Annotated in this window: 16 protein-coding genes and 1 pseudogene; 3 read left to right on the top strand and 14 right to left on the bottom strand. The window is 45.1% G+C overall.

From position 1 onward, the window contains the following. On the top strand, positions 1-193 hold a 193-nt coding region (locus B3N33_RS03850; RefSeq protein WP_414674173.1), incomplete at its 5' end, for a hypothetical protein. 164 nt (positions 194-357) lie between these two features. On the opposite strand, the gene B3N33_RS03845 is transcribed toward B3N33_RS03850, so the two are convergent. From B3N33_RS03845 to B3N33_RS03780, 14 genes and pseudogenes are all read right to left on the bottom strand, one after another. Next, positions 358-801 (bottom strand): ferritin family protein, encoded by a 444-nt coding sequence (locus B3N33_RS03845; protein ID WP_099830592.1) that lies wholly within the window; start codon positions 799-801, stop codon positions 358-360. Positions 802-906: 105 nt separating this feature from the next. Further along, a complete protein-coding gene (locus B3N33_RS03840; RefSeq protein ID WP_214060151.1) occupies positions 907-1,182 on the bottom strand; it encodes a stage V sporulation protein S in 276 nt (91 codons plus the stop codon). Between the two features lie 119 nt (positions 1,183-1,301). Continuing rightward, complete coding sequence (locus B3N33_RS03835) at positions 1,302-2,456, bottom strand: 2-oxoacid:acceptor oxidoreductase subunit alpha (protein ID WP_214060152.1); 1,155 nt, start codon at positions 2,454-2,456, stop codon at positions 1,302-1,304. Next, positions 2,449-2,673 carry a 4Fe-4S dicluster domain-containing protein gene (locus B3N33_RS03830; RefSeq protein WP_214060153.1) on the bottom strand — a complete coding sequence of 75 codons (225 nt, stop codon included), beginning with the start codon at positions 2,671-2,673 and terminating at the stop codon, positions 2,449-2,451. The genes B3N33_RS03835 and B3N33_RS03830 overlap by 8 nt, the downstream gene beginning before the upstream one ends. A 19-nt stretch (positions 2,674-2,692) precedes the next feature. Then, the gene (locus tag B3N33_RS03825; protein ID WP_214078405.1) at positions 2,693-3,814 is read right to left on the bottom strand and encodes a sodium ion-translocating decarboxylase subunit beta; all 1,122 of its coding nucleotides are present in this window, start codon (positions 3,812-3,814) and stop codon (positions 2,693-2,695) included. A 58-nt stretch (positions 3,815-3,872) separates the two neighbouring features. Next, a complete protein-coding gene (ppdK, locus tag B3N33_RS03820) occupies positions 3,873-6,515 on the bottom strand; it encodes a pyruvate, phosphate dikinase (RefSeq protein ID WP_292592202.1) in 2,643 nt (880 codons plus the stop codon). A gap of 252 nt (positions 6,516-6,767) precedes the next feature. Then, positions 6,768-7,499, bottom strand: a pseudogene (locus tag B3N33_RS03815) (glycine betaine ABC transporter substrate-binding protein). Between the two features lie 137 nt (positions 7,500-7,636). After that, on the bottom strand, positions 7,637-8,107 hold the full coding sequence (locus tag B3N33_RS03810) for an ABC transporter permease (protein WP_292592201.1): 471 nt from the start codon (positions 8,105-8,107) through the stop codon (positions 7,637-7,639). 487 nt (positions 8,108-8,594) lie between these two features. Then, positions 8,595-9,770, bottom strand: coding sequence for an MFS transporter (locus tag B3N33_RS03805; protein ID WP_214078406.1), 1,176 nt, complete (start codon positions 9,768-9,770; stop codon positions 8,595-8,597). 231 nt (positions 9,771-10,001) lie between these two features. Next, positions 10,002-11,264 carry an ABC transporter substrate-binding protein gene (locus B3N33_RS03800; protein WP_214078407.1) on the bottom strand — a complete coding sequence of 421 codons (1,263 nt, stop codon included), beginning with the start codon at positions 11,262-11,264 and terminating at the stop codon, positions 10,002-10,004. 38 nt (positions 11,265-11,302) lie between these two features. Next, positions 11,303-11,878, bottom strand: coding sequence for a dephospho-CoA kinase (gene coaE / locus B3N33_RS03795; protein WP_214060625.1), 576 nt, complete (start codon positions 11,876-11,878; stop codon positions 11,303-11,305). After that, the gene (locus tag B3N33_RS03790) at positions 11,875-12,132 is read right to left on the bottom strand and encodes a hypothetical protein (protein WP_214078408.1); all 258 of its coding nucleotides are present in this window, start codon (positions 12,130-12,132) and stop codon (positions 11,875-11,877) included. Before B3N33_RS03790 ends, coaE begins: the two co-directional genes overlap by 4 nt. Next, the gene (locus B3N33_RS03785; RefSeq protein WP_214060623.1) at positions 12,129-13,493 is read right to left on the bottom strand and encodes a glucose-6-phosphate isomerase; all 1,365 of its coding nucleotides are present in this window, start codon (positions 13,491-13,493) and stop codon (positions 12,129-12,131) included. The genes B3N33_RS03790 and B3N33_RS03785 overlap by 4 nt, the downstream gene beginning before the upstream one ends. Before the next feature lie 12 nt (positions 13,494-13,505). Next, on the bottom strand, positions 13,506-14,018 hold the full coding sequence (locus B3N33_RS03780; protein WP_214060622.1) for an adenine phosphoribosyltransferase: 513 nt from the start codon (positions 14,016-14,018) through the stop codon (positions 13,506-13,508). A 130-nt stretch (positions 14,019-14,148) separates the two neighbouring features. Between B3N33_RS03780 and B3N33_RS03775 the strand changes: the two genes are divergently transcribed. Then, positions 14,149-14,643, top strand: coding sequence for a complex I 24 kDa subunit family protein (locus B3N33_RS03775; RefSeq protein ID WP_099830577.1), 495 nt, complete (start codon positions 14,149-14,151; stop codon positions 14,641-14,643). Continuing rightward, positions 14,643-15,020: a (2Fe-2S) ferredoxin domain-containing protein gene (locus B3N33_RS03770; protein ID WP_099830576.1), complete on the top strand. Its 378-nt coding sequence runs from the start codon at positions 14,643-14,645 to the stop codon at positions 15,018-15,020. The genes B3N33_RS03775 and B3N33_RS03770 overlap by 1 nt, the downstream gene beginning before the upstream one ends. Positions 15,021-15,032 lie beyond the last annotated feature (12 nt).

Genomic DNA, 15,032 nt, shown 5'->3' with positions numbered 1-15,032 from the left:
GGAAGAAAGAAGAAATATGATTGACTACACAAAAAAAGATGAGCTTCGCAAGGTTCACGAAGCCCTAGATTTATATATACTCAAGAGTAATATAGCACATTCTCAGGAATCACTCGTTGATATACAAATAATGAAGTCTAAATCTAACTCAAAGGGAGGTGTTCTTAATCTCCTTCAATTCGATTTTGAATAGATTCTATTTTGATGCATTGCGACGGGTCAATCAAATACTTTCTCTTGATGTCCTCCACAAAGATACTTAACTGCGGAAACCACATTCATTCACCCAGTATAGAGACTCGCTCTTAGAGATCCTTGGCACTTTCACCGTTTGGGAGCCCATTCCCTTAACAGTCTCTATAATGAACCGTAAAGCTTCACTAGATCATGGAGATGCCTTCGTTCTTCCTCAATTATCTCTTTGAGCTCCTTACTGTTGGGTATAAAGGAAGCGAGATCTGAATAGAATATAATGCTGTCCTTTTCCACTTCCATTGCACCACTGATAGCTTTGCTCATATTCTGAGGGACCTCTGACGATTCAATTCGAGGGAAAATGGATATCTCTGCATAAGACTTCAAATAACCCACATTGTCGTCCCAATCCTGGGCTGTTGGTTCGTTTTCCACATTCTTCAGAATATCTCTGAATATTTCTGCGTGCTCCCTTTCCTGCACCGAAAGTCTTGAGAAAAGATCTCTTACTTCCCCAGAAGTTCTCTCACTAAGCTTCTGATAGTATGAATAACCTGCACTTTCGATCTTGAGGGCTATACCCAGCATATCACTTACTGTAAGCATCTAATACCTCCTCATTCAGCTAACCAGCAACTATCTCGTAGTCTTCCAACAAAAAAGGAAGAGATCAACGACCTCCCCCCGACTTATGAGATTACAGAACCCTCATTACTTTTCTTCGTCTTTCTCCGAAATAATCTTAATGGTGATCCCCGTTCGCATCTCTTCGCCAATCTGAATCTCCACAAATCCAGGGACCATGGACACCTTAGTACCCTGTTCTCTGAGGAATCTAGAAGCGATGGCTACTGCCTTCACAGCTTGATTCACAGCACCAGCGCCAATGGCCTGAAGTTCTACTTGCTCGTTCTTTGAGATGACCCCGGCTATGGCACCTGCAACCTTGTTAGGATTAGATTTAGAACTGACCTTCAGGATTTCCATTGAGATTTCCTCCTTTTGCAGGTAATTTCGCTGTTATTCTACCACAGAGGCCGCTGAATTAGCAAAAGTTTTAACATACTGTTCGCAAAAAGAAGAAAGAATCGACAAAGACGTTCATTCTACAGATCCATTATTTCCGACTTAACCCTTGATATAGCATCAAGGACTTCTTGCGGAGTGATAAGCTCTCCATCAACTTTGCTTAAGTGCTCAATCTTTGCACCGCGCTTGTTCAATCTAGACACTTCATAAAGAATTTGTCCAAGGTTCATCTCTGCAACAATGACGGCACTTACTCTCTTTAGAAGCTGCCTCAGTCTTGTACTCGGGAATGGCCAGATAGTCACTGGTTTAAAGAGACCTACATTGATCTTATCCTCCCTCGCCATCTTTACAGCATTTATTGCACTTCTGGCAACTGAACCGTAAGCGAGTACAAGTATCTCTGCATCCTCAGTCATGTATTCGTCGTACATAACTATCTCATCGCTATGCAATCTTATCTTATTGTCTAACCTCCTCAGGAGTCGCGAAGAATCAGATGGCGAACCTATTGGAAAACCAGACTCGTCGTGCACTAGACCGGAAACATGAAACCTTGACTTCCCCATCTTAACAAGTGGAGTTGCCATCATCTGGTCATCGCCTTCGAAGGGGTGGAATATATCATCGTCAGCCATTTCCATTTCACCGACCCTCTGTACTTCCATGATTTCAGAATCGTGTGGCAAATATACACTCTCACGCATATGACCTAGGATTTCGTCCATCAAGAAAATCACAGGTGTTCTGTATAACTCAGCATAGTTGAAAGCCGTAATTATATATTTGTATACTTCTTCAACATTCGAAGGATATATTGCGATGATCTGGTGGTCGCCGTGAGTGCCCCATCTCGCCTGCATTATATCTCCTTGTGCCGTCTTCGTGGGCATGCCGGTAGACGGGCCACCCCGCTGAACGTTGACTATGACTGTAGGTGTCTCAGTCATGGCTGCATACCCAATCGCTTCTTGCATTAGGGAGAAGCCCGGACCACTCGTTGCAGTCATTGATTTCTCGCCGGCAAGTGACGCCCCTATTATCGCAGCGGCGCTTGCTATCTCATCCTCCATCTGAATGAACGTTCCTCCAATCTTCGGAAGCTCCCTAGCCATAGTCTCCGCAATTTCGGTCGCGGGCGTAATAGGATAACCTGCAAAGAATTTGCACCCAGCTTTTATAGCCCCAAGCGCACATGCTTCATCTCCTTGAAGCAGAACGAACTCACGCATCTTCTTTCACCGCCTCCAATTCCTTAACATCAATCGCGAAATCCGGACAGGCGTTTTCGCACATTAAACAACCAATGCAGGTTTTTTGGTCAATGATCTGCGGCCTGCCAAGCTCTCCCTTTGTGATTGTCTTGGTGGGACATATCCAATAACAAATCCCACATCGCTTACACAGAGTATGATTGATATTCACCTGATATTGCTTCTTCACAGCCATGACATCCTCCCGCACCAAATCATATTATTGAAAGGAATACACCCGCAGCAACCGCCGATCCGATGACTCCTGCGATATTCGGACCCATAGCGTGCATCAGGACGAAGTTCGTCGGATCCTCCTCCGAAGCAACCTTCTGAGCAACTCTTGCAGCAGTTGGAACTGCCGAGACCCCGGCGGCACCGATCAAAGGATTTACCTTGCTCTTACAGAACAGATTCATAAACTTCGCGAAGAGAATCCCCGAAACAGTTGCAACAACGAAGGCTGCACAACCCAACCCCAAAATCATTATACTCTCCAGTGTTAGAAATATCTTGCCATCAGCCTTTGCTCCTACTGAAACACAAAGCAAAATGATCACAGTATCGGAGATGTATTTGCCCGAAGCTTCAACCAGTCTCTTTGTTCTTCCGTTTTCCCTAAGAAGATTACCGAGCATCAACATTCCTACCAGAGGGAGCGCCTGAGGAACAATAAGAGAGATCCCAATAGTCGCGACTACCGGGAAGACAATTCTCTCTAGCTTCGAAACCTTTCTAAGCTTCTTTCCCATTGTTATTGCCCGTTCTTTACGAGTAGTAAATAGTCTCATTATCGGTGGCTGAAGAACTGGTATAAGAGCTATATAAGAGTAGGAAGCGATCGCGATTATTGGAAGAAACTGTGATTCCATAATGCTTGCAACATAGATTGAGGTTGGTCCGTCCGCACCACCAATTATCGCTATGGATGCCGCATCCGAAAGGGAAAAACCCAGAAAATTCGCTGCAAGAAAAGTTAAAAAAATCCCTATCTGTGCAGCAGCACCCAAAAAGAGAGTCTTAGGGTTTGCCAGCACGAAAGAGAAGTCGGTAACAGCGCCAATGCCAAGAAATATCAAAGGTGGATAGATCCCCAGCATCAATCCCTGCTGCAAAATCCACATGATCCCGGTTCCGGGAGTGAAGACACCGGTTACTTCCGGAGGGATGTTTGCAATAACCATGCCAAAGGCAATTGGAACAAGAAGAAGTGGTTCGGCATCCTTTGCAACCGCCAGATAGATTAGAATTCCCGCGATTACAAACATAACCCAGTTTTCCCAGCTTACCGTAGCGAATCCTGTCTGTGATAGATATCCCGAGATTAACGCCGTCATGATAGGCAAACCTCCAAAATAGTAAAGACCGTGCCCTCAGGCACGGTCTGAATAATCCCTAACGATTCTTTACTACTGCCTGAGCTGCTGCAAGTCGAGCAACTGGAACTCTGTAAGGTGAACAGCTAACATAGTTAAGACCTACAATATGACAGAATTCAATAGATGAAGGCTCTCCACCGTGTTCGCCGCATATTCCGACCTTCAGATCCGGCCTAACTGAGCGTCCTCTCTCAGTTCCCATCTTCACAAGCTGACCTACTCCAAATCTGTCGAGCTTCTGAAATGGATCGTTATCCAGAATCCCCTTTTCCATGTAATGTCCAACGTATTTGCCGTAATCGTCTCTACTGAATCCGTATGTCATCTGAGTTAGATCATTGGTTCCGAAGCTAAAGAACTCTGCTTCCTTGGCAATTTCGTCTGCAGTCAGTGCTGCTCTGGGAACCTCAATCATTGTACCCACTTTGTATTCAAGATTCAGCCCTGACTTGGAAATAATCTCATTAGCCGCATTCACAATGATCGATTTCACGTACTTAAGCTCTTTCAGCTCAACGATCAGAGGAATCATTATCTCGGGAATCACTGATTTTCCTTCTTCAACCAACCTCAACGCAGCTCCAATTATCGCTTTGGTCTGCATTTCAGCAATCTCGGGATAAACTACAGCCAACCTGCATCCCCTGAATCCCATCATCGGATTGAACTCATGAAGATCTTCGATTGTCTCCTTTAGTTCCTGATATGTCATACCCATCTCTTCGGCTAACTCTTTTATATCCTCTTCTTCTTTTGGAAGGAATTCGTGAAGTGGCGGATCAAGAAGTCTGATCGTAACGGGGAGTCCTTCCATGGCCATGAAAATACCGTAGAAATCATCTTCCTGCATAGGGAGAAGCTTCGCAAGAGACTTCTCTCTCTGCTCTTTGGTATTTGATGTAATCATCTGTCTCACAGCAAAAATCCTATCCTCCTGGAAGAACATGTGTTCCGTCCTTGTGAGTCCAATTCCTTCCGCTCCGAATTCCCTGGCTACCTGTGAATCCTTAGGAGTATCTGCGTTAGTTCTAATTCCGAGCTTCCTGATCTCATCGGCCCATCCAAGAAGCTTTGCTAGCGGACCTTCCAAACCCTGAGGCTTAACTGAATCCAGCTTTCCCATGAAAACCTCTCCAGTGGTCCCATCAATGCTTATCCATTCTCCTTCTCTTATTGTCTTCCCGTTAACTTTCATTACTCTGGTTTTCTGATCTACTTCAACGGCTTCACAGCCCACAATGCAGGTCTTTCCCATTCCTCTGGCTACAACCGCAGCATGTGAAGTCTTTCCACCAGTCGAGGTGAGGATTCCTTGAGCAGCAGCCATTCCGGCTATGTCTTCCGGAGAAGTCTCCGGCCTCACAAGGATCACAGTCTTACCCTCTTCTCTCACAAGTCTTTCAGCAGTATCGGGATCGAATGCAACTATACCTGCTGCCGCTCCGGGCGATGCCGCGATACCTTTGGCTAGAACTTCTGCGCTCTCCATAGTCTCCTTCGTGAAATATGGGTGGAGGAGCGTCTCGATATGCTCAGGTGTAACTCTCATGATCGCTTCTTCCTTTGAAATCCTTCCCTCTTCTGCCAGATCAACTGCGATCTTCACGCTCGCATATGGTGTCCGTTTCCCATTTCTGGTCTGAAGCAGATAAAGAGTTCCGTGCTCAACGGTGAACTCGATATCTTGCATGTCTCTATAGTGGTTCTCCAGTTTAGTAAATATTTCCAGGAGCTGGTCATAAACTTCAGGATTAATATCTTGAAGTTTTGTTAGAGGGAATGGCGTACGCGTTCCGGCAACAACGTCCTCTCCTTGAGCGTTCGGCAAATACTCTCCATAGAATTGCTTCTCGCCGGTATTAGGATCTCTCGTGAATGCGACTCCCGTTCCACTATCTTCTCCCGTGTTGCCAAAAACCATTGCCACAATGTTAACCGCAGTTCCAAGAAGTTCTCCCTCTTTCACGCCATTGAGGGCCCGGTACTTTATTGCTCTCTCGTTCATCCAACTTCCAAATACTGCATCAATCGCCATCCATAGCTGCTTCCATGGATCCTGAGGGAACTCTTTGCCGGCCCTCTTGTAGACCTCAAGATACCTCTCTACAACGTCTTTCATGTTTTCTGCATCCAAGTCTGTATCAAGCTTAACTCTCTTTTCCCTTTTCACAGAAGCCAGCGCATTTTCGAACTCGGAGTGCTCTATCTTCAGCACAACATCGCCAAACATCTGAAGAAATCTCCTGTAAGCGTCATAACAGAACCTGGGATTGCCCGATTCCTTGATCATGCCGTTAACCGTTTCGTCGTTAAGACCAAGATTGAGGATAGTATCCATCATGCCGGGCATTGAAATCGCCGCGCCAGACCTTACAGAGACAAGTAAAGGTCTCTCTGCAGATCCGAATCCTTTTCCTGTTTCCTCCTCCAGTAGCTTTACGGCTTCCTGGACATCCTTTTCCAAAGTAACCGGATATGTCTTCCCGTGATCGTAGTAATACTTGCATACCTCGGTAGAAATAGTGAAACCCGGGGGAACAGGTATCCCTATCTTAACCATCTCAGATAGATTGGCTCCTTTTCCGCCGAGAAGGTTTTTCATTTTCGCGTCGCCTTCGGCTTTCAACTTTCCAAAATAGTACACATACTTCTCTGACACTTTGTTTCCTCCCTTCCTGAAAGCATATTCGAATGATTATATCATAGCCAGTGAATCGGGGTGTTTAGCTACCTTTCTAATGTTGAAGGTCTCTTTCCACTGCGACTTCTGTTCAGAAAAGTTGAGAAGAATAGTGACTTCAATTCTGAGGATGTTGGAAAAAAAACAGAGCCGCCATGAGGCGGCCCTAAAACTTAACATTTGCTAACTTAATCTATTAAGCCTAATCCCTTTAGGAACCCTTCGGCAACTTCATCTGGCTCGTAACCTCCTGCGTCCACCAGGTAATTCAGCCTGATCATTATTGGTTCTGTAAGATAGACAGATATTGGNNATTGGCCTTAAGATCTCCTCAATCTCAGGATGGCTTTCAAGAACTTCCTTACGTACGGTTACGGCAAGATTATATGACGGGAAGAAATTCTTAGTGTCTTCAAGTACAAGCAAGTTGTACTTTTCCAACTTTCCGTCAGTAGAGAAGACCATGGCGATGTCGATCTGCTTTTTATCAAGTGCCTCATAAGTCAGCCCGATCTCCATTGTCTTAACCTGCCTCTTCTCGACAGAAAACTCGTAAGTCTCACTCATAGGCCAGAACCCATCATCTCTTTCAAGAAATTCGTACACGATTCCAAAGAGAAGATCAGGGTCATCGTTAGTTAGTTCAGCGAGATCTTCAAAAGTCTGCAGTCCATGCTCAGCAGCGAAATCTCTTCTCACAGCTAACGCATATGTATTATTGAAATCAGCCATGTCAAGCCATACGATTCCATTTTCGAGATCTTCCGCCTTCACGGCTTCCTACAGAGCCAAAGGATCTCTAATCATCTTTTCATGCCCTAGATATGTGGGCCAGGCTGTTCCAGTGTAGTCAGCATATAGATCGATCTGCCCGGTTTCGAGTGCACTTCTTGCAACGAACGAACTCATTCCAAAACTCTCAGTCACCCTGAACCCAGCATCTCTAAGAAGCTGTGATATCATGCTACTGACGATGTACTGTTCTGTGAAGTTCTTTGCTCCAACATTCAGTCTTGTCTGACCAAACGATAGAGTTGTCACGACTACAATTAATAGTGCTACTATTAGCAGTCTTTTCAATTTAGACACCTCCGTGTTCATTATGTTCTGAGGCCTTTCGAAGTCAGTGCTTTTTCCGAAAGGCCAAGGATTATATCAACAGCCACAGCCAGTAAGGTTACTGGTATGGCTCCGGCAATTATCATTGGGCCTCTTGTCATGCGAAGTCCCGTGAAGATGATCTCCCCAAGGCCACCTGCGCCAATTGACGCGGCAATAGCAGCAGTACCGATATTTATCGTTGCAGAACTTCTGATCCCTGAGAGCATCGTTGGAACTGCCACCGGCATTTCTACCTTCCACAGTATCTGCCTGTTCGTCATCCCCATTCCTTTGGCCGCCTCTATCATTCGAGGATCAACTGAATTCACAGCTACTACTGTATTCCTTATAACAGGCAGGAAAGAATAGATCACAAGGGCAATAACCGCCGGTGTGACACCAATACCTGCTTTCAGCGGAGCAAGCAGAACGACCATATAACCGAAGAGAGCTAGACTGGGAATCGTCATTAGGATGCCTGCTCCATAGAGAGCTATCGACTAAACCCTCTTATTCCTTGAGACGATTATCCCAATGGGTACTTCAATTCCAATCGCAATAGGTACCGCTATCGCGATGATCTTTATGTGATTCAGCAGCTCTATCAAAACGAGGTCGTAGTTTCTTCCCAGATGCTAAAAAAACCCCATATGCTTCTCCTTCCAGAAGTTCCGACAAAGAGCCGGAGAAAACTTTGTGGCCAAGACCTTCCCCCAAGAAACAGCTATTCACTTTCAGCATCAAGATTATCTTATGATCCGAATTAAATGGATAATGCTAGTTTGGACAGGATCTTAACCAGAATAATTTAATCAATAGACTATCATTGCATACCTGCTATATCACATCTAGCGAGTGTATCTCAAAGAATATGGCATGAATAAATGAAGAGTAGCAAAATTTGTGAGGTTTGTTTTAAGAGCATTATGCGCTAGAAATAACTGTTAATTAAGTTAATCACCGCTTAATGCTAATTCTCTTTATGAAGGTCATTTGACTTACGATAATCACCGTCATAAGGACTGAGGCCATGATTCCCATACTCTTGAGACTCGTCCACACTTGAAGAAAATACCCCCCTAGAAGCGGACCAACACCAAAGATCACACCAACCATCGACTCGTGAAATCCTCCCTGCTTTCCGTGATCATCGTCCTGCGAATTGAGGCCATAGAAAATCGCAAACGTATAGGGAACAGCATATGTGGCACCAGAAAACAGAGTCGACAGAAAGAACGTGAGTGCCGTTTCGGGCATAAAAAAGGTTGTAATTGCTGCGACAAATACTGCCGTCATAATAAATAGAGATACTCGTGGACTACCAACCCAGAAGCGAAAGAAACTCATGAATATGAACGACAGAAAGACCCCAATGTTAGCACCTACAGTTAGGAAGCCAACACTTTCCAGCGGGATCCCCGTTGAAGATATTAGCTTGGGAAATAGAGCCATTCCACTCGTATAGATAACACCGGCAAGCAGAAAAGTGACCCTATAGACCCTTCTGTAGTCTCGTATATTGGGCAAGTCGATTTTGCCAAAGGACTCTTTCAGTCTAGAATCATAAGGACCGGGAAGCAACTCACCATACTTCTTCATATGGTATCTTATGTGAATAGCGCCGAATAGACTGAGAAGTATGCCGTAAGCGAAGACCGCTATTGGATATCTTTGAATAAGGAAAGGACCGAGCGCCATTCCTAACATGTTTCCGGCACTCCAGGAAAGAACGAAACGAATAACGGTTGCAGCGGGATCGACTCCTTCTGCTCTTTCTGACTTTGAAAGCAATCCCTCAATTGATGGAAAGAAAAAGCCGAAGAATATGTTCATTCCTATCGCAGATACGACCAAATCAATCGGATGTGCCCAGAAGAACCCGTATACGAGTGAGATCGCCATAATAATCATTCCAGAAGAGAGATTCCTCTTGAAGCCAGTCCTGTCACCCATCCTTCCAAACACCAGAGCAGAGAAAACATAGAATAAGCAGCCCAAGAAATTTATCAGACCTATCGCTAGGTACGACAAACCCCACTCTGCGGCCTTTGTATTTATCGATGAAGTAAGCAAGTAGAGTAGTATCGAAAAGGAGAATGCATAGAAGTTGAATGCGTGGAAAAAGCTCTTCATCACTGTACCGCCTCTCTTAAAGGTTTAATAAGGAAGATCTAACAGAGCATTGGACTGTAAGTATTCTACCCTATCAGATATCACGCGTCACGGTTGCGAAGTCAACACTCTCTAGCATCTACGGAACTCTTGCCCTCTTTGAGCGCCGAAACTATTGTTCTCCTTGTTTTCCTGGACATAATCCAATTGAAAAAGGAGGCCGAAGGCCTCCTTTTTCGATAGTGCATTTATCTACTGTTCAGCCACTTTTCGCAGGATTTCTTGTTCAGCCCACGCAAGACCTTCTTCGACAGTCCTCTTCTGGTTTATCACATCTCCTACCATAGTTCCAAGAACAGTCCTTACATCGTCCCACAGTGCAACATTAGGATCAACCGAGCCAAACGGGATCTGACTGATTGGAACAAGTACAGTTGGGTTCTGTTCTTCATATGCCTTCCACTGGGGAGTTGTCAGAGCGATCTCCGTTACTGGCATGTATCCTGTTTTTACGGACCAATATGCCTGGATTTCCGGGCTAACGAGATACTTCATGAACTTCCAAGCAGCTGCTTTTTGCTCCGGTGTGATGCCGGTGAACATAACAACGTCCGTTCCAGCGAACGGTGGTGCCTGAACCTTCCACATAGGAACTGGAGCCCATGCCCAGCCGTGCTTTCCTCTGGAACCGGAGTCAACATAAGAAGCGGATGCGATCGTCTCAACGAACATAGCTATTTGGCCATCTCCAAACGGGGCGTCCAGGTATCCGCCCTGAAAAAGCGCAACCTTGTAGGTGTGAGCCATATCGTACATTAATTGAAGCGCCTCTTTAGCTTCAGGCGAGTTAATTATGACATCAACCGAACCGTCTGGCTTAATTTCAATTGCTTCCCCGCCATTGGCCCTCAAGAAAATCATGAAGTGATCGATAGTCGTTCTGAACCCGAAGCCATATTGATCAATCTGTCCGTCGTTGTTCTTGTCTTCAGTAAGCATCATCGCGGCAAAGAGAAGATCATCCATGGTCTTTGGTACTTCCAATCCGTATTCTTCAAAGAGATCTGTGTTATAGTACAGCACATAAGTACTCTTGTTGAAGGGAAGACCGTAGACAGTATCTCCCCATGTGACCATTCTCTTAAACGGGTCCCAGATTGCGGCCCATTCCTCATCGGTTAATCCAACTTCTGGATCGGAAATTAGCGAATTCAACTCCTGAACAGCACCTCGTGGTATTAACCTCGCGGTCCAATTACCATATGCCTGTGAAAGAGCGGGGAGGGTTCTACTTTCTGCGCTTACTAGCAGCTTCTGCTGCAAAGCACTGTAATTTCCCACGTAGATCGCTTTCACCTCAATGTCGGGGTTGGCTTCGTTGAAAGAATCTACAATTTCGTTGACCGTCGTTCCCTGAGCACCACCCATCGCATGCCAAAACTCAATCTCAGTCGCAGCAAGGGTGAACACCGAAAAAGACGCAATTAACAGAGCTAGAATAAGTTTCTTGCGCATTTCCCTACCTCCTTATAAGAAATGTCTAAGTAAACCAATTATACCATTATGCCCCATTCAAAAAGAACCTCCATAGTTGTTCTGAAAGTCTCTTCAATGGAGCCAGACGTTGAAACAACAACATTTGCTAACTCTCTATTGCGATCGAGATATGATTGCGAAGAAAGTATTGATTTGGCTTGAGATTCACTTATTCCTCTGTTCACAAGTCTTTGAACAGCTTCTTCATCTGCGCACTCAAACCAGATAATCTTGTCACAATAGCTAGATAGCCCGATTTCATGAATCAGCGCACCATCAAATAAAAGGAGATCGGAATCGCTTCTCTCAACAATTTCCAGTGCCTTCTTCTTAATAATCGGGTGTACTATCTGATTGAGTCTGTCCAGCAAGCTTCCATCTCGGAATACAATCCTAGAAAGCTTCTTTCTGTCTACTTCGTCACAGGTAAGAATCCTTTTTCCAAATGAGCAAACTATCTCTTGTTTCGCTTCGATCAAAGAACTGTGACCAATTTCGTCAAGGGAGATCCGTTCGATACCAAGTTTTTCAAGACGCTCAGCTATCGTGGATTTGCCACTTCCGGCTTTGCCAGCAAGCCCTATAACGGTCAAAGAAGCTTCTCTCCTGATTCGATAACACTCATCACCACTCTTGACATATCACTGTCTGCACTCTCGAGCTTCTTTCTTTCTTCGGGACTGATAACGATAATATCAGCCTCAATCTCTTCCATCTCTCCGATTTTCTGCAAGAGATTCTCAGGTTCCAATGAAACAATAACAAAAGTGGGTATTGCCTCTCCGGCAGCATAATACGCTTCCTCTACCGAAAAACCGTCGAGAACTTTCATAAGCTCTGATTTCATAACTCGAACCTCCAGGAGGTCTTCTCCTCATATCTATCCCTTACTTCTTCGTATCCCTTTCTTCCCATGAAAGCGTAAGTCAGTTTCTTTCCAAGCTCAACTCCCGGCTGATCATATGGATTCACTCTAAGAAGAAACCCCATAATTGCGGTCTGTATCTCATATGAGACGATAAATTCGCCAACATGTACCTCGTCAATCTGCGGGAATGTGACCGCGATATTTGGGACGCCGTTTGCCGCAAGAGCGATCGCCGTTCCCTTGAGTTCCGCATTAAGCAATTCTCCTACTTCTACTCCATTCAGATAGGACAAAGCCTCGATATCGGAATGAATGAATGGTATTGTAAGCTGATTACCGAAGTCCTCTACCTTGATTAGAGTAACTATCTTATCCCTTGGTCCTTCACTGTAAAGCTGTACTTGAGAATGTTGATCAATTGCCCCCAGAGACTTCACGGGAGTCTGCCCACAGTGGACAATCCTTCCTGAGACATCGAACTTCTTTCCTAGAGATTCGGCCCACAATTGTCTGTACCAATCAGCAAGTGTATAGAGCCTGTTTGAGTACGGCATCATCACCGATATATTGTGTCCCTTCTTCAGGTAGGCGTAGTGAATCAACGCACTTACGGCAGCGGGATTCGATTTCACATCCTCTCTTAAATACCTCTCTTTTCCGAATCTAGCACCCTCGTATAAGAGATCGATATCTATTCCTTCTGCAGCGGCCGAAAGCAAACCAACTGGAGTCAAAACACTGAAGCGACCTCCAACATCCTCTGGAATCGTCAAGGTTCTAATTCCCTCACTGTCGGCAATTTGTCTCAGGACTCCGTTTTCCTTGTCCGTCGTGAATATGAAGTGGTCTTTCACAGGAAGATCGAGCTTCTCAAGCAGGCCCCTGACGACCAGATAGTTTGCCATGCTCTCCGCAGTTGTTCCAGACTTGGAGATAACATTGAAAACGGTTTTTCCTAAATCCAGTTCTCCGAGAATCGCCGTGATCATATCGGGATCTACATTATCAAGCAAGAATACCCTGGCCTTTCCAGCTCGCTTGTCTCTTTCATAGAGATTCCAGTTGATGGGTTTTAGTGCAAAATGCAAAGCCTGGTTTCCCAACGCAGAGCCTCCAATCCCGATGACAACGAAATTGTCGAACTTCTCAATCCATGATCTCAATGCCTTTACTTCATCGATGATCTCATCATCTTCAAGTATTCTGAGAAAACCAGGAAGGGGGAGGAAGATCTTCTCGAAATTCGCAGATAACGTCTTCCCAATCTCGGTCATCTCATCAAAGGCCAGGCCGCTTTCAAGTGTTTCCCTGAACGCAAACGAGAAGTCATATTTGAGCATTTCAAACCTCCGTCAATAAGTGATTATTGTCTCAACATTGTAGCCAGACAGTTTCTTTCTGGGCTCCAGGAATCCTAACTCCGCAAGGCAAAGAATTCCGACGACTTCTCCTCCACTGTCTTCGATGATGCGAGCGATAGCTTCCATAGTCCCCCCCGTGGCAAGAATATCGTCGACGATTAGCACCTTATCTCCATCACCAATCGCATCCACATGCATCTGAAGGGTTTCTCTGCCGTACTCCAATTCGTACTCGATTTCCCTGGTTTTGTAAGGGAGCTTTCCGGGTTTCCTGACTGGAACCAGTGCCTTCGCCATTTCAAAAGCAAGAGGAGCGGCAAAAATAAAACCCCTTGCTTCGGGTGCAACCATTATATTGAAATCGAACTTTCTTGCTTTTTCTGACAACTGCAGAATGCACTCTCTAAAAGCAAGGGGATCCTTTAACAATGGAGTGACATCCTTGAAAACCACGCCTTCCTTTGGAAAGTCTGGAACGTCACGTACAAAGGCTTCTAGATCCATCTAATCTCCTCCTTATAGAGCTCCTTTGACATGGGTTATTTTAACACAGGAATCAGCCCATTTCTCTAGGTGCATGTTATAATGCATGTGTGAAATAAATAACATTCTTTCCTCAAAGGAGGTGCAAGATTTGTCTCTCGTAAATTGCCCGGATTGTCAGAAGCTCTACGATGAACTTGATGAGTATATTGCTTCAGTAAAAGGCAACACGGGCGTTCTCATCAATGTACTTCACAAGGCGCAGGAAGTCTTCGGTTATCTATCTGAAGAATTACAGCAACACGTATCCGAAAAGTTGGATATTCCGTTGAGTCAGGTATATGGAGTTGTAACTTTCTATAATTTCTTCAACATGAAGCCAAAAGGAAAGAACCAGATAAAGGTCTGTCTAGGAACTGCCTGCTATGTTAAGGGCGCAGATAAGATACTTGAGAGGCTCCACGATGAGCTGAAAGTCGAGATGAATGAACCGACCTCCGACGGACTCTTTTCAATTCATGCCGTAAGATGTCTCGGCGCCTGTAGCATGGCTCCGGTAGTTCTGGTTGGTGAAGACGACTATTATGGAAGAGTCACCCCTGATGAAGTATCAAAGATTCTAGACAAATATAGGAGGGCCGAGTGATGGCAAAGATTAAGAGCCTTGAAGAGCTCATGAAAATCAAAGAGAACGCGATGAAGGGTCTTAAGATGCGTGACTCAGGCAAGAGAGGCAAAGTGATAGTTGCTATGGGTACCTGTGGAATTGCAGCAGGCGCAAAGGATACACTTAGGGCCATCGTAGATTCACTCGATGAGAAGGGGGTCGACGATGTTTCTGTCGTGCAGTCCGGTTGCTTCGGCCTTTGCGATGTCGAACCGACTATTGAGGTTCACTTGGAAGGAGCTGAGCCGATAATCTACGGGCATGTTACCCCTGCTCAGGCAAAGAGAATCGTTGAGCAACACATTGTCGGTGGTAAAGTTGTCGGAGATCTCATAGTGAAAAGAGGAGAACTTTAACGAAGAGGTGAT

Origin of the sequence: Mesotoga sp. UBA5825 (assembly GCF_002432955.1) — a bacterium.
Classification (GTDB): Bacteria; Thermotogota; Thermotogae; order Petrotogales; family Kosmotogaceae; genus Mesotoga.
This window is presented reverse-complemented; position numbering and strand designations above follow the sequence as displayed.